This is a genomic window from Chitinophaga sp. SVR4-12A (assembly GCF_056754765.1).
The window spans coordinates 2,392,405-2,409,778 of sequence record NZ_JBPGWP010000001.1; the positions used below are offsets into that span (position 1 = coordinate 2,392,405).

General features: G+C 49.1%; 19 protein-coding genes. 12 read left to right on the forward strand and 7 right to left on the reverse strand.

Annotated elements, in window-relative coordinates; genetic code table 11:
- The first annotated feature begins 73 nt into the window (after window positions 1–73).
- The 8 genes from ACR9Y8_RS09715 to ACR9Y8_RS09750 all read left to right on the forward strand — a co-directional run bounded on the left by ACR9Y8_RS09715 (window position 74) and on the right by ACR9Y8_RS09750 (window position 7,004).
- Window positions 74–895, forward strand: coding sequence for a ParA family protein (locus tag ACR9Y8_RS09715; RefSeq protein WP_481213059.1), 822 nt, complete (start codon window positions 74–76; stop codon window positions 893–895).
- Window positions 879–1,793, forward strand: coding sequence for a ParB/RepB/Spo0J family partition protein (locus tag ACR9Y8_RS09720; RefSeq protein ID WP_481213060.1), 915 nt, complete (start codon window positions 879–881; stop codon window positions 1,791–1,793). Before ACR9Y8_RS09715 ends, ACR9Y8_RS09720 begins: the two co-directional genes overlap by 17 nt.
- Window positions 1,786–2,484, forward strand: coding sequence for a DUF5683 domain-containing protein (locus tag ACR9Y8_RS09725; RefSeq protein ID WP_481213061.1), 699 nt, complete (start codon window positions 1,786–1,788; stop codon window positions 2,482–2,484). Before ACR9Y8_RS09720 ends, ACR9Y8_RS09725 begins: the two co-directional genes overlap by 8 nt.
- A 53-nt stretch (window positions 2,485–2,537) precedes the next feature.
- The gene (gene dapB, locus ACR9Y8_RS09730) at window positions 2,538–3,254 is read left to right on the forward strand and encodes a 4-hydroxy-tetrahydrodipicolinate reductase (RefSeq protein WP_481213062.1); all 717 of its coding nucleotides are present in this window, start codon (window positions 2,538–2,540) and stop codon (window positions 3,252–3,254) included.
- 68 nt (window positions 3,255–3,322) lie between these two features.
- Window positions 3,323–3,739 carry an RrF2 family transcriptional regulator gene (locus ACR9Y8_RS09735; RefSeq protein ID WP_481213063.1) on the forward strand — a complete coding sequence of 139 codons (417 nt, stop codon included), beginning with the start codon at window positions 3,323–3,325 and terminating at the stop codon, window positions 3,737–3,739.
- A 206-nt stretch (window positions 3,740–3,945) separates the two neighbouring features.
- The gene (locus tag ACR9Y8_RS09740) at window positions 3,946–4,629 is read left to right on the forward strand and encodes a phosphoadenylyl-sulfate reductase (protein ID WP_481213064.1); all 684 of its coding nucleotides are present in this window, start codon (window positions 3,946–3,948) and stop codon (window positions 4,627–4,629) included.
- A 246-nt stretch (window positions 4,630–4,875) separates the two neighbouring features.
- A complete protein-coding gene (cysD, locus tag ACR9Y8_RS09745; RefSeq protein WP_481213065.1) occupies window positions 4,876–5,652 on the forward strand; it encodes a sulfate adenylyltransferase subunit CysD in 777 nt (258 codons plus the stop codon).
- A gap of 104 nt (window positions 5,653–5,756) precedes the next feature.
- Window positions 5,757–7,004 (forward strand): sulfate adenylyltransferase subunit 1, encoded by a 1,248-nt coding sequence (locus tag ACR9Y8_RS09750; RefSeq protein ID WP_481213066.1) that lies wholly within the window; start codon window positions 5,757–5,759, stop codon window positions 7,002–7,004.
- Window positions 7,005–7,256: 252 nt separating this feature from the next.
- On the opposite strand, the gene ACR9Y8_RS09755 is transcribed toward ACR9Y8_RS09750, so the two are convergent.
- Together ACR9Y8_RS09755 and ACR9Y8_RS09760 are read right to left on the reverse strand one after the other, a co-directional pair.
- Entirely contained in the window at window positions 7,257–8,063 is an 807-nt protein-coding gene (locus ACR9Y8_RS09755; protein ID WP_481213067.1) for a glycerophosphodiester phosphodiesterase, read from the reverse strand.
- Window positions 8,064–8,362: 299 nt separating this feature from the next.
- The gene (locus ACR9Y8_RS09760) at window positions 8,363–9,301 is read right to left on the reverse strand and encodes an NAD-dependent epimerase/dehydratase family protein (protein ID WP_481213068.1); all 939 of its coding nucleotides are present in this window, start codon (window positions 9,299–9,301) and stop codon (window positions 8,363–8,365) included.
- 194 nt (window positions 9,302–9,495) lie between these two features.
- Here ACR9Y8_RS09760 and kdsA point away from each other — a divergent pair, with 194 nt between their 5' ends.
- Both kdsA and ACR9Y8_RS09770 read left to right on the forward strand, forming a co-directional pair.
- On the forward strand, window positions 9,496–10,329 hold the full coding sequence (gene kdsA, locus ACR9Y8_RS09765; RefSeq protein WP_481213069.1) for a 3-deoxy-8-phosphooctulonate synthase: 834 nt from the start codon (window positions 9,496–9,498) through the stop codon (window positions 10,327–10,329).
- Window positions 10,330–10,380: 51 nt separating this feature from the next.
- Window positions 10,381–10,785 carry a hypothetical protein gene (locus tag ACR9Y8_RS09770; protein ID WP_481213070.1) on the forward strand — a complete coding sequence of 135 codons (405 nt, stop codon included), beginning with the start codon at window positions 10,381–10,383 and terminating at the stop codon, window positions 10,783–10,785.
- Between the two features lie 70 nt (window positions 10,786–10,855).
- Here ACR9Y8_RS09770 and ACR9Y8_RS09775 read toward each other — a convergent pair whose 3' ends face one another.
- The 3 genes from ACR9Y8_RS09775 to ACR9Y8_RS09785 all read right to left on the reverse strand — a co-directional run bounded on the left by ACR9Y8_RS09775 (window position 10,856) and on the right by ACR9Y8_RS09785 (window position 12,619).
- Window positions 10,856–11,653: a DUF4382 domain-containing protein gene (locus tag ACR9Y8_RS09775; protein WP_481213071.1), complete on the reverse strand. Its 798-nt coding sequence runs from the start codon at window positions 11,651–11,653 to the stop codon at window positions 10,856–10,858.
- Window positions 11,654–11,812: 159 nt separating this feature from the next.
- Window positions 11,813–12,379, reverse strand: a complete 567-nt coding sequence (locus tag ACR9Y8_RS09780; RefSeq protein WP_481213072.1) for a thioredoxin family protein — start codon at window positions 12,377–12,379, stop codon at window positions 11,813–11,815.
- A gap of 18 nt (window positions 12,380–12,397) precedes the next feature.
- Window positions 12,398–12,619 (reverse strand): PspC domain-containing protein, encoded by a 222-nt coding sequence (locus ACR9Y8_RS09785; protein ID WP_481213073.1) that lies wholly within the window; start codon window positions 12,617–12,619, stop codon window positions 12,398–12,400.
- Between the two features lie 146 nt (window positions 12,620–12,765).
- Here ACR9Y8_RS09785 and ACR9Y8_RS09790 point away from each other — a divergent pair, with 146 nt between their 5' ends.
- A complete protein-coding gene (locus ACR9Y8_RS09790; protein WP_481213074.1) occupies window positions 12,766–15,033 on the forward strand; it encodes an aconitate hydratase in 2,268 nt (755 codons plus the stop codon).
- A 189-nt stretch (window positions 15,034–15,222) separates the two neighbouring features.
- On the opposite strand, the gene ACR9Y8_RS09795 is transcribed toward ACR9Y8_RS09790, so the two are convergent.
- Complete coding sequence (locus ACR9Y8_RS09795; RefSeq protein ID WP_481213075.1) at window positions 15,223–15,714, reverse strand: metallophosphoesterase family protein; 492 nt, start codon at window positions 15,712–15,714, stop codon at window positions 15,223–15,225.
- A gap of 70 nt (window positions 15,715–15,784) precedes the next feature.
- Here ACR9Y8_RS09795 and purU point away from each other — a divergent pair, with 70 nt between their 5' ends.
- Window positions 15,785–16,654, forward strand: a complete 870-nt coding sequence (gene purU / locus ACR9Y8_RS09800; protein ID WP_481213076.1) for a formyltetrahydrofolate deformylase — start codon at window positions 15,785–15,787, stop codon at window positions 16,652–16,654.
- 99 nt (window positions 16,655–16,753) lie between these two features.
- Here the strand turns inward: purU and ACR9Y8_RS09805 are convergent, their stop codons facing one another.
- Window positions 16,754–17,350, reverse strand: coding sequence for a hypothetical protein (locus tag ACR9Y8_RS09805; RefSeq protein WP_481213077.1), 597 nt, complete (start codon window positions 17,348–17,350; stop codon window positions 16,754–16,756).
- Window positions 17,351–17,374 lie beyond the last annotated feature (24 nt).

Below are 17,374 nucleotides of genomic sequence, written 5' to 3' on the forward strand. Positions count from 1 at the left end.
GCCAAAAGCTAAGAGCTGTTTTAGATCCGCCTATTTATCCTATAGAAACCAAAGAACCTATTTTAAGTTTAACATGGCAAGAATAATCGCAATAGCCAATCAGAAAGGGGGCGTAGGTAAGACAACCAGCGCAATTAACCTGGCCAGCAGCCTGGCCGTGCTGGAATACAAGACGCTGCTGGTGGACGCAGACCCGCAGGCGAACAGTACAACGGGATTGGGCTTTGATCTGCGTAACATACAGCAAAGCCTGTACGATTGTATGGTGAACGATGTTCAGGCCAAAGACGTGCTGCTGGAATCTGACACACCGAACCTGAAAGTATTACCTTCCCATATAGACCTGGTTGGCGCCGAACTGGAGCTGATCAACCACCCCAACCGTGAGCAGGTAATGAAGCAGGTGATAGACCCGGTAAAGAATGACTATGACTTTATTATAGTGGATTGTTCGCCTTCACTGGGTTTGATCACAGTAAACGCCCTGGTGGCGTCTGACTCCGTGATCATCCCGGTACAGTGTGAGTTCTTCGCACTGGAAGGTTTGGGCAAACTGTTAAATACCATTAAGATCGTACAGAGCAGGTTAAACACCTCCCTGGAGATCGAAGGCATCCTGATGACCATGTACGACGGCCGTTTGCGCCTGAGCAACCAGGTGGTGGATGAAGTAAAACAGCATTTTGAGCAGAGTGTGTTCAATACCATTATTCACCGTAACACCAAACTGGGTGAAGCGCCCAGCTTCGGTAAATCTGTGATCATGTATGACGCAGCCAGTACAGGCGCTATCAATTACCTGAACCTGGCCAAGGAAATACTGCAGAAAAATAACTTTACGAAAATTAAATTAGAAGATAAAATCCTAGCAATTAACGATGACCAATCCGAGTAAGAAAGAGGCGTTAGGAAAAGGCATCCGCTCGCTGCTTCAAAACATAGACACTGATCTGAAACAGACTACCAGCGCACTTGGAGAACAGGTGGTGGCAGCTGCAACCGGGATCGAACGCATTCCGCTGGACCAGATAGAAGTGAACCCGAAGCAGCCCAGGCGTGACTTTGACGAGCAGGCGTTACAGGAGTTGAGCCATTCCATTAAGCTGCACGACGTTATACAGCCTATTACCGTCAGCAAGTCAGGTAAGAAATACCAGCTGATAGCCGGTGAACGCCGTTTACGCGCCAGCAAGATGGCGGGATTAAAGGATATCCCTGCGTATGTAAGGCAGGTCAATGACCAGGAACTGCTGGAACTGGCCCTGCTGGAAAACCTGCAAAGGGAGAACCTGAATGCGATAGAAATTGGCCTGAGCTACAAGCGACTGATGGACGAGTGCACCTTAACACAGGAGCAGGTGGCCGACAGGATGGGTAAAGAAAGAAGCACCGTTACCAACTATATACGTTTGTTAAAGCTGCCCCCTGATATCCAGGTAGCTGTGCGCAACGGTCAGCTGAGCATGGGCCATGCCCGCGCGCTGATCGGTATCGAGAACGTGGAAAAACAACTGTTCGTTTTCAACGAGATCGTTAAGGGTGGTTTGTCTGTACGCCAAACGGAAGAACTCGTGCGGAAGACGAATCATATCGACAAAAGCAGTGTTAAAAAACCGGTAAAAAATACGTTGCCGCCTCCTTATCAAAAAATAGAAGATAACTTAGCCTCTCATTTTTCAACGAAGGTTCTACTGGACAGGAACAAGGCGGGTAAAGGCAGTATTACCATTGAGTTTTACTCCGACGAGGAACTGGACAGTATACTGGAAAAAATAGACTTATACGGTGGCTAACAAAGCAGGGTATACATTTCGCCATTTATTGTCCCTTTTTCTATTAGTCCTGATAACTGTCTGTACCAGCAGGCCGTTATATGCACAGGATACATCCCGCATCAGACCCGACACCATTCGTCCCGCAACGGCCAGGAAAGATAGCCTGCAGGCTCCTTCCACTGCTGCCGTAAGAAAGGATTCTGTGCCTCCCCTGCCGCCGAGGATACCTCACAGCCCGCGCAAAGCCGCTTTTTATTCTGCCGTGCTGCCCGGTTTAGGACAGGCTTATAACCGCGAATACTGGAAGATACCGCTGGTATACGCTGCTATGGGTATTTCTGCAGGGTTCTTTATCGGCAACTTCAATTATTATAAAGATTTCAGGGACGCTTACCGCATGCGTATGGACGGCAATGCCAATACGGTAGACGCCTATGTGGGGCTGTACAGCGACGCTTCGCTGAAAGTATTGCGCGACGCTTACCGGCAATATGTGGATTACTCCGTACTGGTGTTTGTGCTGGCCTATGGCCTGAATATAATAGACGCTACCGTATTTGCTCATCTGAAAGACTGGAACATGTCTGACGACCTGAGTATGCGGGTAGTGCCTAAGGTGATGGATAACAAAGCGATCGGGCTCAGTCTGCAGATTAACCTGGGAAAAGGAAAGCATAGCAATAATAAGGGGTTAGCTATTAGCTACTAGCTTCTGGCTGCTAATGGGTAACCGCTAAATACATTTTATTCTAAATACTTATCATGAAAATAGCACTCATCGGATACGGAAAAATGGGAAAGGCCATAGAAGCCATCGCAGTTGCGAAAGGGCACGAAATCGTGCATCGCATAGACCTCACCAGCACTCACCTGCTGGAAAAGGACGAGCTGGGCAAGGCCGATGTAGCTATTGAATTCACTACCCCTGAAACTGCTTACAGCAACATACTCAAATGCTTTGAAGCCAATGTGCCTGTAGTGTGCGGCACCACGGGCTGGCTGGAAAAACTGCCGGAGATCAAGGCGCAATGCCTTGAAAAACACCAGGGCTTCCTCTACGCCAGTAACTTCAGCATTGGCGTGAACATTTTTTTCGAGATCAACAAGCGGCTGGCTGAGCTGATGGCATCCCAGCCCCAGTACGACATCAAGATGGAAGAGATCCATCATACCCAGAAAAAGGACGCGCCCAGCGGCACGGCCATCAGCCTGGCAGAACAGATCCTGGAAAAGGTGAGCCGCAAAACAGGCTGGGTGAACGAGACCAGCCGCAAAGCTGAAGCTTTGTCCATCCTTTCCAGGCGGATCGATCCGGCTCCGGGCACCCATAGCATTACCTACACTTCAGCGATAGACGACATCACCATTACCCACACCGCACATTCCCGCGAAGGCTTTGCTGCCGGCGCTGTTGTTGCTGCCGAATGGCTGGACGGTAAAAAGGGTATCTTTACCATGAAAGATGTGCTGAACCTCTAAACTTCAAACTTTTAAATATATTTGCCTCCAACTAGGCGCGTTCCGGGTGGGATGCAAATCGTATTTATATGCTTTCAAAGAAAACACAGTATGCCTTTCATGCCTTGATACACCTGGCTGAAAACTTGGATAAAGGGCCCATCCTGATATCTGAGATCGCCCAGGAAAAGAATATCTCCATTAAATTCCTGGAGAATATTCTGCTGGAGCTAAAGAATGCAGGCATTTTAGGCAGTAAAAAAGGAAAGGGGGGCGGTTATTACCTGATGCGCCCTCCTAAAGAGATCGCTCTTGCACGCATTATCCGTTTGCTGGACGGTCCTATTGCCCTCCTCCCCTGCGTGAGCCTCAACTATTACGAGCGTTGCGAGAATTGTAAAGATGAGGCGGTATGCGGGCTGAACGATGTAATGAGCAAGGTGAGGGACGCTACACTTAAGATACTGGAAAACAAGACATTAAAGGACATTCTGACAAGAGACTGATCTCCGCTGCGGCCGGGCGAACCGCTCCGGCCCCCTATCAAGACCTGAAATTTCACTGTTCCTGCTTAAAGGATGTACCAAAGCGGTATCCATCCCGGCCTTGTATTTGCCATACGGGCAGCTGGTGTAAATAACACGTAAATTCGTGTAATTAATCCTATCTTTTTTATAGAGTTTATGTATTTTTGTTTTAGCTAAGGAAGTACATGACAGACATTAAAGCAGCAATAGCCGGAATGTCGGAGCCGGCTGGCATTCAATATCTTACCGAACAATTTCCGGGCGCAGTGGCCTTCTCCACTTCTTTTGGGCAGGAAGACCAGGTGCTGGCGGATATGATCTGGCGCAATAAACTCCCGGTACGGGTGTTCACGCTGGATACGGGCCGTCTTTTCCAGGAAACCTACGAGCTGATGGACCTGACCCGGGCCCGTTACAAACAGCCTTTTGAAGTATATTTCCCGGAAACTGCCGCAGTGGAAAAGCTGGTGGCAGAAAAGGGCGTAAATAGTTTTTACGATTCTGTTGAAAACCGGAAAGAATGCTGTTACATTCGCAAGGTGGCGCCGCTGAACAGGGCGCTGCAAGGTGTAAAGGTATGGATCACCGGCCTTCGTGCGGAGCAGTCTGAGAACCGGCAGGGCCTGGAAGTACTGGAATGGGATGAAGCCCGTGGCATGTACAAGTACAACCCGCTGATCCATTGGTCCTATGAAGACATGCTGGCTTACCTGGACCAACACAACGTTCCATTCAATAAGCTGCACAACCAGGGCTTTGTCAGCATCGGCTGCGCACCCTGTACCCGCGCGATTGAACCAGGCGAACATCCCCGCGCCGGACGCTGGTGGTGGGAACAGTCCAAAAAAGAGTGCGGACTGCACGGATAGTTGAATTAATAATTAATAATGAACAATGAATAATTGAGGAAACAAGTATTCCGCCTGCTACTGATGTGCCGGCATTATTAATTCTTAATTATTCATTATTAATTGCTTTTAGGATATGAGTAATAAAATACAATGGGAGTTTCCGCAGGCACTGGAAGATGAAGCCATTTACATTCTCCGTGAAACAGCGGCCCAGTTTGAAAGGCCGGCAATCCTGTTTTCCGGGGAAAAGATTCTATTACTATCGTGCGGCTTGCACAGAAAGCCTTTTACCCGGGAAAGATCCCCTTTCCCCTGCTGCATATAGACACCGGTCATAACTTCCCAGAAACACTGGAGTTCCGCGATCAGCTGGTAGCCTCACTTGGGGTGGACCTGGTGGTACGGAACGTGCAGGACAGCATTGACCAGGGTAAGGTACAGGAAGAAACCGGCAAATATGCCAGCCGTAACGCCTTACAGACCGTTACCCTTCTGGACGCTATTGAAGAAATGAAGTACGACGCCTGTATTGGAGGCGCCCGCCGCGATGAGGAGAAAGCCCGCGCCAAGGAAAGGATCTTTTCTGTACGCGATGAGTTTGGCCAATGGAATGCCAAGATGCAACGCCCTGAGCTGTTTGATATGCTGAACGGCAAAATTCATATAGGCGAACAGGTGAGGGTGTTCCCTATCTCCAACTGGACGGAGCTGGATGTATGGAACTACATCCGCCGTGAGCAACTGGACATTCCGTCTATCTACTTCTCTCACGAAAGGGAGATCATAGAGCGCGATGGCATGTACTGGCCTTATTCCCCGTTCCTGAACACTACTGAAGAGGAAGTGCCTTTCCGCCAGAAAGTAAGGTTCCGTACCGTAGGCGATATGACCTGTACCGCAGCGGTGATCTCTGAAGCAGATAAACTGGAAGACATCATCTCCGAGATACTGGAAGCCAAGATCTCTGAAAGAGGCGCCAGGATAGATGACAAACGTTCTGAAGCTGCTATGGAAAAAAGGAAGCAGGCAGGATATTTCTAAACAGCAGCTGGCTATTAGCTGTTAGCTTTTAGCCGCCACGTTTACTGATAAAAGATTATTTGATTGCTGATAGCTAAGAGCTAGCAGCTAAAAGCTTAAGAAATATGGAGGTTTTACGTATAGCCACTTCCGGAAGTGTGGATGATGGTAAGAGCACACTGATAGGCCGTTTATTATACGACACCAACTCTATCCCGCAGGATAAGCTGGAGGCGCTGCATGCCGCCAGCAAGCGCAAGGGGCTTGACTTTACTGACCTGTCGTTATTAACCGACGGCCTGGTGGCAGAGCGGGAACAGGGTATTACCATAGATGTGGCGCATATCTATTTTTCCACGCCTACACGCAAGTACATCATTGCCGATACGCCGGGTCACGTGGAATATACGCGTAACATGGTAACCGGCGCTTCCAATGCGCAGGTATCACTGATACTGATCGATGCCCGCAAAGGCATTGTAGAACAAACCTACCGCCATTTCTTCATTGCCAACCTGCTGCGTATTGAGCACCTGGTGGTATGTATCAATAAAATGGACCTGGTGGACTACAGCGAAACCCGCTTTAACGAGATCGTGGCCGACTTTCAGCAGCTGCTGCAGCAGGCCGCCTTCAAAGAGCAGGTGGTGGAGTTCATTCCTATTTCTTCCATATACGGCGAGAACCTGGCTACGCGCTCTGAAAAGATCAGCTGGTTTAAGGGCACTCCACTGCTGGAGTACCTGGAGCAGATCAGTTTTGATCACGAAGACAGGCACCATCCCGCCCGTTTCCCGGTACAGTTTGTGATACGGCCCAGAACAGAAGCCTATCACGATTTCCGGGGCTTTGCAGGTAGAGTGGCCAGCGGTCATTTCAGTGTAGGCGATGAGGTGATCTCACTGCCTTCTATGCAAAAGAGCCGTATTAAGTCTATTGAAAAATTTGAAACACAATTGTCTACCGCCAATGCAGGCGACAGTATGGTGATCACGCTGGAAGACGAGATAGATACCAGCCGTGGCAATATGCTGGCGAAACCGGATCATATACCGGCATCGCTGAAAGAGATTACGGCGCAGGTGTGCTGGATGGATCAGCAGAAGCTGGTGCCCGGCAAAACTTACCTGCTGCAGCATGGCATTAACCGTGTAAAGGCGAAGGTGCAGCAGATCCATCATGTAATAGAAGTAACTACCAACCGTACGGTGGAAGATAAGAACGAGCTGGGGCTGAATGATATAGGTAAAATCACACTGAAGACGGCGCAGCCGGTATTTGGTGATGCGTACCAGGTAAACCCCGCCAATGGCGCGTTTATACTGGTGGATGAGTTTAGTAATGCGACGGTAGCGGTTGGATTTATTGAGTAGGAGTTATTGGTAGTGTAAGACGAAGCCGCGTTACCGCGGGGACGAGAATCAAAAAGCCGCGTCATTGCGAGAAGCAATGCAGAGCATACGAGCGAGGGGCGACGAAGCAATCTTTTAATACTATCTACATTGTAGATCTACATTAAAAGATTGCTTCGTCGCCCCTCCCGCTTTTCTCCGCCGCTCCTCGCAATGACGGGAGGGAATGCGACGATTTATGTGGAGCAATGAGCGGGAGATATGAGCGATTGATTATTTGTTAAAGAACCTGTCAAATTCAGAATCCACCTGGAAGTACTGCACGCCCCAGGCTTTGAGCTTAGCGGCATCGCGGGCGGCCAGGGTATAGGGCCGTGATCTGCCGCGGTAGCGGCTCCAATTAAGTACCCCTACCACCATAATGCCCTGGGCCTGCGCCCATTTGACATCATCTTCCGTCATAGAGCCTACATCGCCAAAAAGATAGTAGAAGTCCGGATTATAGCCTGGCTTCTGGATGTTCACTTCCAGCTGCTGGCGGGTGCAGCTTAGTTTTATTTTGCCGGTGAAGAAGTCGGTAGATTCATCGGTGCCGATCATCATGGCTTGTTTGTCCAGCCCGTATTGCTGCAGGAGATACAGCACCTGGGTAAAGACGGCGGTATCAAGGCCGGCGATCTTATTGTCGAGCATTACCTGGATGCGGCCGCTGCAGCTGGCCAGTGCATCTTCGAGCTTTACTACCTGGGCGCCACGACCACTGTGCAGCTGGCTGATCTCGTCCCAGGTCATGGAAGACACGGGCCTGTCTACCCCGTAATAGCGTTTAAAGTTATTATCGTGGTGGATAATCAGCACGCTGTCCCTGGTAAGGCGAAGGTCCATTTCTACCATCCAGTAGCCCCGTTCTACAGCGTCTTGCAGCGCGGAAAGGCTGTTCTCAGAATTAGTGCTGTCTACCACCCCTCCTCTATGGGCAATAAGATAATAGCGCCCGAAGCCTTTGCTGGGCAGGCTGCCTTGACCGAAGGTATGCAGGGATAGCAAACAAAAACTTAATACGAGTAATAGCTTCCCCATTCTGTTTTGCATAATAAAGAATCCTAAATTCTGCTGATAAAATAACAAGATTGCCAGACTCATCAAAATGAAAAATATTTTTATTGCTCACTTCGTTCCCGTCAGGTTTCGTGCACAATGATAACCAATTTATATGCCACTGTAAATAATAGCATACAATGGTACACATGCGTCCGCTAAGGGACCTCACTATCAAAAAAAATAGTAATCACCAGGTGTCTGCAGCCTCGTTTTCCCCTTTTCTATAGGAAAATGCGGATAAAAGGACGCACAGGATAGTTATCAGTAAGTAGGGTGGATTAAAGGTTCTTTAGCATATCCGTTACCATTTTAGGCAAGTCGTACTCAGGTTTCCATCCCCAGTCGGTGCGGGCCAGCTGGTCGTCAATGCTTTGTGGCCAGCCGTCAGCTATTTGTTGCCTGTAATCAGGGTCATAGCTGATAGCAAAATTAGGAATATGCTTTTTTATTTCCGCGGCAATTTCTTTCGGGGAGAAGCTCATAGCGCCGAGGTTATAGGAAGAGCGTACCGAGATCTTCTGCTGGTCGGCCTCCATCAGCTCTATAGTAGCGCGGATGGCGTCTGGCATATACATCATGGGCAGGTAAGTGTTTTCAGAAAGGAAGCAGGCATATTTCTGATGCTCCAGGGCTTCATGGAAGATCTCGATGGCATAGTCTGTGGTACCGCCGCCGGGAGCTGATTTATAGCTGATCAGGCCGGGGTAGCGCAGGCTTCTTACATCCACGTTATAACGGTGCTGGTAGTATTCGCACCAGCGTTCGCCGGCGAATTTACTGATACCGTAAATGGTGGTAGGTTCAATGATGGTATGCTGAGGGGTGGTTTCTTTAGGTGAGTTAGGCCCGAATACAGCAATAGAGCTGGGCCAGTACACTTTATCCAGGTTCTCTTCTTTGGCAATATCCAATACGTTAAGCAGGCTTTGCATGTTGATGTGCCAGGCCAGCAATGGGTTCTTTTCACCGGTGGCAGACAGGATAGCGGCCAGCAGGTAGACCTGTGTGATATTATGACGGATCACCAGCACGTGCAGCATTTCCTTGTTCATCACATCCAGTGAAACATAGGGACCACTGCCTTTCAGCAGGTCATGCTCTTCCCGGAGATCGGAAGCAACTACATTTGATCCACCATAGATCTTTCTCAATGCCAGGGTCAGCTCCACTCCTATTTGCCCGCAGGCGCCTATAACCAGTATCTTGTCTTTCTTCATATTGAATTTTGCTCCGTAATATTAACTGCTTCATTGAAATCCAGGAACATGGCACACAGTACATGACAATGTTTCAACAATCCGCACATAAAAGGGTTCTGCAACCTGCGGCATTTGTGAAGCCGGTTACAATATTATGACAATTTAAACATTTGGCGGATTCCGTACCTTTACCCTCTGAAAAAAAAGCAACGATGAAACACCTGAAAGCATTATTCAAAGAGCAATATAATCCAGACAATTTTTTCCTGATAGCGGGGCCTTGTGTAGTAGAAAATGAAGAGCTGCTGATGACGGTGGCGGAGAAAGTTTCAGGCATCTGCAAAAAGCTGCATATCCCTTACATCTTCAAAGCATCTTACCGTAAAGCCAACCGTACCAGCATACATTCCTTCACAGGTGTAGGAGATGTTGAAGGACTGGACCTGCTGCAAAAAACAGGCAAACACTTTAACCTGCCCGTAACTTCTGATATTCATTCTGCTGCAGAAGCGGCCATGGCTGCTGCTTATGTAGACGTGCTGCAGATACCCGCGTTCCTATGCAGGCAAACGGACATCCTGCTGGCAGCTGCAGAAACGGGCAAAGTGGTGAATGTAAAAAAAGGACAGTTCGTGAGTGGGGAAGCTATGAAGTTTGCGGTAGAAAAGATCAAACAAGCAGGCAATAACCAGGTGATCCTGACAGAGCGCGGCACCACTTTTGGTTACCAGGACCTGGTAGTTGACTACCGCAATATTCCCATCATGAAACATCATGGCGTGCCCGTGGTAATGGACTGTACGCATTCCCTGCAGCAGCCTAACCAGAGCAGCGGCGTTACAGGCGGCAACCCGCAGATGATCGCTACTATCGCGAAAGCAGCCATTGCTACCGGGGCAGATGGGCTGTTCATAGAAACACACCCGGATCCTTCCAAGGCCATGTCTGACGGCGCCAATATGCTGCAGCTGGACCGCCTGGAAGAGCTCCTGGAACAGTTGGTGCGCATCCGTGAAGCAGTAAGGGAAAATGTAGCGATCGGATAGGGAATCTGCTGATTTTTCATTAAATTCATGCTACACTAAACCCATCTCACCATGATCCGTTTACATGATGTAAAAACAGGTGATACCGTATTAGTAAAGTATGAAGGCGAACTGCTGGAAGGCAAAGTACTCGAGGTGAATCCGGAGGATAAACAGGCTTGTGTGCTGACCCATGAACAGCAGGATTTCTGGTATAGCCTGGACGACCTTTTTCCGATTCCGCTGGATGAAACCCAGCTACTGCGCCTGAAATTCCAGAAAGATGAAGCACAATCAAGCAATGGCAGCGGCGTGGTGTATGTACGAGGTCCGTTCAGCGTAAGGCTGTACAAGCAGGAGGGCCAGGATATTACCCGCCTGGATTACCGGGATGAACACCGGGAGATCAAAGGGCCGCTGACTGTTAACCAGCTACAGAACCATTATCATGGAATGACAAATTTCCACCTGGAATAAAAAGTAAAAAAGAAAAAACCTCCGGAGGTAGATATCTCCGGAGGTTTTTTTATTTACATCTATGCTTGATCTATTTTACCAGTCTTACTGTATCTACTGTAGTTACCTGGCCCAGGCTTACCTGAACGCCGGTTTTAACAGCGGTTTTAAAAGTAGTGTCTGTAGGAATGAAGTGCAGGGCATAAGAGCCGGCAGCCAGTCCTTTTACTACATAAGCGCCTGTAGCGGTGTAGGTGCTTGCTACGGTATCAGCACCGTTCAGCACTACTACGGCTGTTAACACGGAATCAGGCAGCACAACGCCTTTTAAGTTTCCGCCGGTTGCTTCCATAAAGCCACGGATCACAGGCTTCAGCATATACTTGCCTGAACCCGTTTCATGAATGGATTTAGCTACGTCGAAATCCAGCACCAGTTTGTACACGATGTCGCCGGTAACTGTTGAGTTCAATTTCAGCTTAACGCCGGATGACTGGCCGCTGGGTGTTTGCAGCTTGATGGTCTGACCGCTGTTGGTCACCACATAGTTGTCATCGCCCAGCACGAGGCGGATCTCTTTAACAACGCCGGAATTGATGTAAGCGTCTGCCAACAAGGTGTCTTTGTCATTTACCAGGTCAAGCAGGTTGTACTTGCCTTTTTTAATACCTGTTAAAGGCTGCCAGCCATTGTCATCACTGTCTGAATAGTTGATGTTTACATCCTGGATGTCAATGTACACGGCTTTAAAATCGCCCGGATCGTCAGTAAGCGCCACTTGTAAACGGGCTTTACCACCATTGTTGTCGCTTTTAGAGCAGGAGGCCAGGAAAAACATGCCGGCCAATACCAAAGTACCTGAAAGAAGGTTTCTCAAAGAAAATTTCATTACGTAGTGTTTACGGTTTTAAGATGTAGGTGCTCCGGTTAATAGGAGTCACATCTATCTGACCCGTAAAGAAGGGGAAAGTTTAAAATAGTATATAAAAAAACTTAATTTATTGTTAAATGTGCGCGAAAGGTGATGATAAACAATATCATACGTTCATCAGATCATTTCTACCTTCCATTTGATATTGCAGCCCAAACTTGGTTTTTGAAGGGGACTAACGGGCTGGTGGGCAATGAGCGCGTCCAGGGCGGCGCGCATGTCTTTACCATTCAGGGGCTGGTCGTTACCGGGGCGCGCATCATCCAGCTGGCCGCGGTACACCAGTTTCAGCTCCTGGTCGTAGATAAAAAAGTCGGGGGTGCAGGCGGCTTCATAAGCGCGGGCGGTTTCCTGGGTTTCGTCGTACAGGTAGGGAAAGGAATAGCCCAGCTCCCGGGCTACTTCACGCATATGTTCCGGTCCATCTTCAGGGTATTGGGAGGCGTCATTGGCGCTGATGGCCAGGAAGCGGATACCTTTTTCGATATATTCCGTAGTCAGCCGTACCAGTTCCGGCTGAATATACCTTACAAAGGGACAGTGGTTACAGATGAACATCACCACGGTGCCTACCGGGGGCTGCTCCTGTTCCAGGCGCACGAGATTACCGGATACTACGTCCAGCAGTTCAAAGTTGGGGGCAGGGGTGCCCAGGGGAATCATATGGGAAGGTGTACGGGCCATTCAACGAATATGGAAAGACTACAAGTATCTCAACGGGTTACGCCTGGCGTTGAGGATATAATTTTTCATATTTACCCAAAAAGCCAGGATCATATATATAATGACGGGCGAGCCCATCGTCAAAAAAGAAGTATAAATAAAGAACAGGCGGATGCGGGAGCTCGCCACTCCCAGTCTTGCGCCTATGGCTGAGCACACACCAAAGGCCTGCCATTCTACAAAACCCTTTAAACGCTTCATATATCAAATTTATTAAAATCCGGTGTGAAATCCAAAGGCTGTACCGGTTGTAAACCGTTTACCGACCGCTGACTTATTTTAAAAAAATCCCGATTTTAGTTAATTTCGCGGTGCAATTTTTAACCGCTCTTAAATATTTATTTCTCATGGTGTTTGATATTGAAATGATTAAAAAGGTGTATGCGGCACTGCCGGGTAAAGTGGAAGCTACCCGTAAAATGTTAGGCCGTCCGCTGACACTGGCAGAAAAGATCTTATACGCCCACCTGTTCGCACCTGCTACTACTCCCTACGAAAGAGGCAAGTCTTATGTTGAATTTGCACCGGATCGTGTAGCCATGCAGGATGCAACCGCCCAGATGGCCTTATTGCAGTTTATGACCTGCGGGCGTGATAAAGTAGCGGTTCCCTCCACTGTACACTGTGACCACCTGATTCAAGCCAAGACAGGGGCCCAGGAAGACCTGGCCACTGCCAAGGACACCAATAAAGAAGTTTACGAATTCCTTTCTTCTATATCCAATAAATATGGCATCGGTTTCTGGAAACCAGGCGCCGGTATCATCCACCAGGTAGTGCTGGAGAACTATGCATTCCCCGGCGGTATGATGATCGGTACAGACTCTCACACCCCGAATGCCGGTGGTTTGGGAATGCTGGCTATCGGCGTAGGCGGTGCAGACGCAGTAGACGTAATGGCCGGCCTCCCCTGGGAACTGAAAATGCCTAAACTGATCGGCGTTAAGCTGAGCGGTAAAATGAGCGGCTGGACCTCCGCCAAGGACGTGATCCTGAAAGTGGCTGGCATCCTGACCGTAAAAGGCGGTACCGGCGCTATCGTAGAATATTTTGGCGAAGGCGCTGATAGCCTGAGCGCTACCGGTAAAGGCACTATCTGTAACATGGGTGCGGAAATAGGTGCAACCTGCTCCGTATTTGCCTATGACGAGAAAATGTCTGCTTACCTGAAAGGCACCAGCCGTGCGGAAATAGCTGCAATGGCAGACGGCATAAAAGAACACCTGCGCCCGGATGCTGAAGTATATGCCGATCCGGCTAAATACTATGACCAGGTGATCGAGATCGACCTGAACGAACTGGAGCCTTATGTGAACGGTCCTTTCACGCCGGACCTGGCGTGGCCCATCTCCAAATTTGCACAGGCAGTAAAAGAGAACAACTGGCCGGAAAGACTGGAAGTAGCCCTGATCGGCTCCTGCACCAACTCTTCCTACGAAGATATCTCCCGTTCTGCTTCACTGGCCAAACAAGCCATTGACAAGAACCTGGAAGTAAAATCAGAGTTCACCATCACCCCCGGTTCTGAACTGGTACGCTTTACCATTGAAAGGGACGGACTGCTGAACACCTTTGACCAGATAGGCGGCGTTGTACTGGCGAATGCCTGCGGTCCCTGTATCGGTCAATGGGCCCGTCATATAGACGATCCTAACCGTAAGAACTCCATCATCACTTCCTTTAACCGCAACTTCGCAAAACGTAACGACGGCCTGGCCTCTACGCATGCGTTTGTAGCTTCTCCGGAAATCGTAACGGCGCTGGCTATTGCAGGCGACCTTACTTTCAACCCGCTGAAGGATAAACTGACGACCAGAGACGGTAAAGAAGTTATGCTGGACGAGCCCACCGGTTTTGAACTGCCCAGTAAAGGCTTTGCGGTAGAAGATGCCGGTTACCAGGCTCCTGCTGCTGACGGTAAGGGCGTACAGGTGATCGTATCTCCCACCAGCGACCGCTTACAGTTGCTGGCGCCTTTTGCTGCATGGGAAGGTACTGACCTGAAAGGCCTGAAACTGCTGATCAAGGCAAAAGGTAAATGTACTACCGACCACATCTCCATGGCAGGCCCCTGGTTAAAATACCGCGGTCACCTGGACAACATCTCCAACAACATGCTGATCGGCGCAGTAAATGCGTTCAATGATAAAACGGATACTGTAAAGAACCAGCTGACTGGCGAATACGGTGCGGTACCGGCTACCCAGCGCGCCTACAAAGCCAAGAACATCGGTTCTGTGGTAGTAGGCGACGAGAACTACGGTGAAGGTTCCAGCCGCGAGCACGCAGCTATGGAGCCCCGTCACCTGGGCGTAAGGGCCATCCTGGTAAAATCTTTTGCACGTATCCACGAAACCAACCTGAAAAAGCAGGGTATGCTGGCGCTTACTTTTGCTGATAAGGAAGATTACGAAAAAGTGCAGGAAGATGATACCATCGATATCGTTGGCCTGACTGAGTTTGCTCCCGGCAAACCGCTGACCGTGGTGCTGAACCACAAAGACGGCAGCAGCGATGCGATCACTGTAAACCATACCTACAATGAACAACAGATCGAGTGGTTCAAAGCAGGTGGTGCGCTGAACGTGATCAGGTCTCAATTTGCGAAAGCTTAATCATTTTATAGCATAAAAAAGGGCGGCGATTGCTGCCCTTTTTTTATGCTATAAGTCGCTAGTCGTAAGTGGTTAGTCGTAAGGGATTGAAGCGGATGACCACATTTGCTACTAACAACTAACAACTAACGACTGACGACTGACGACTAACGACTGACGACTGACGACTGACAACTGACAACTGACGACTTACTTTGTCAGTTCTATTACCTCAAGATTACTGATATTTCCTTCACTCAGATCAAAGCGCACCAGGGTCTTCACCTTATGCCAGCCCTGCTGGCCACAGGCGCCCGGATTGATATGCAGCAGCTGCAGCTTTGGATCGGGCATTACCTTCAGGATGTGCGAATGCCCGCAGATAAAAAGCTTTGCAGGATGCTTCAGCAGCTTCTCCTTTACGCCAGGCGCATACTTACCAGGATAACCGCCAATGTGAGTAATGAACACCGCTACTCCTTCCAGTGTAAAGTACAGGTCTTCCGGGTAGCGGATGCGGAGCGCTGCCCCGTCAATATTACCATACACCGCACGGAAAGGTTTAAACGCTTCCAGCTCATCAGCCAGGGTGGTATTGCCAATATCGCCGGCATGCCAGATCTCATCCACCTGCTCAAAGTATTTAAATACCTGCGGATGGAGGTAACTATGCGTATCCGACATTAAACCGATCTTTTTCATATGCAGCCTGACAATTAGAAAATAACAAATGTAATTGTTATTATTTTACAGATTATAAAGCTGTTTATCCATGCATCCATATACCGATATCACCGGTAGGTTATTGATCTGTTGTCCAGACCGGCCCGGCATTGTGGCCGGAGTTTCGCAGTTCCTCTTCTCCCAGGGCGCCAATATACTGGATGCCAGCCAGCACAGTACAGACCCGCGGGAAGGGCTTTTCTTCATGCGTATGGTATTTCACCTCGAGAATACGGGCATGAGCCGCGAGGAGCTGGAGCAGGAGTTCAAGGAAAAGGTGGCATTGCCGCGGCAGATGGAGTGGCGCATTGACTATACTGATCACCGTAAAAAGATGGCGATCATGGTATCGAAGTATGACCATTGCCTGGTGGAACTGCTCTGGCGCTGGCGTAACGGGGAACTGGCCGTGGATATACCGCTGGTGATCTCCAACCATGACCACCTGCATAAAACGGTAGCCGACTTCGGCATTCCGTTTTACTACCTGCCTGTAAATGCCGCCAATAAAACGGAGCAGGAACAGCAGGCGATTTCATTGCTTCAGCAGCATCAGACAGATTTTATTGTACTGGCCAGGTACATGCAGATCCTTTCTCCGGGGTTTGTGAGCACTTTTCCCGGGCGGGTCATCAATATACATCACTCCTTTCTGCCTGCTTTTGCAGGGGCCAGGCCTTACCTAAACGCCTATACCAGGGGTGTAAAACTGATCGGCGCTACTGCGCATTACGTAACTGACGACCTGGACGAAGGGCCCATCATTGAACAGGATGTGGCCCGGGTAAGCCACCGGCATGCAGTAGACGACCTGGTATTACTGGGGCAGGATATTGAAAGACAGGTGCTGACAAGGGCGGTGAAGGCGCATATAGAGGAGAGAGTGATCGTGCATGGGAATAAAACAATTGTGTTTTAAATAGTCCATAGTCGATAGTCCATGGTCCATGGCTGTAAGCTTGCAATAAGCATTGCCGGACGGCTATGGACTATGGACCATGGACTATCGACTTATCTATTAATCCTTCATAAACTTAGCCAGCGCTTTACCAGCATCTGCATAAGCTTCTGCGATACGCACACCGGTATCGAAATCAAAACCACCGAAAACGCGGCCCTGGGCTTTGTCTACAGATATTTTAGCCAGCGCTTTGGAAGGGTTGGCCGTTTCAACGATCCATACTTCACCATTCATAGAAGCGTTCTTACGCCATACGCCTACGTTAAAGCCAGGCTCAATGAAGGAAGTCTTGAAGATCAGGGTATACTTAGCGTCCTTTTTGTGAACAGCTTTGATATCACCCTTGTCGCTGAACAGCTCCATGAACTTAGGCTCATAGCGGGCTTCGCGGTCGTCTTTCCAGGCCTTCGCCCAGCTGTCGCCTCTTCCGGCCTCTTTTTTGTTGTAGTCAGCTGTTTTGTCCTTGATGTAATCTTCTTCTTTGTCGTACTTACCTACTTTAATGTTGTCATAGGTAAACTCTGTGTTGATCTCTGTTTGTCCCTTGAGCACATCCAGTTTACCTTCTGTGAGTTTAAGCTTCTGGGCGCTGAGGGGTAACGATAAGGTGGCGGCTAACAGTATGCCGCCGAGTGCGGGGATGAATTTGAACATATTTAGGGATTTAAAATGAATTGC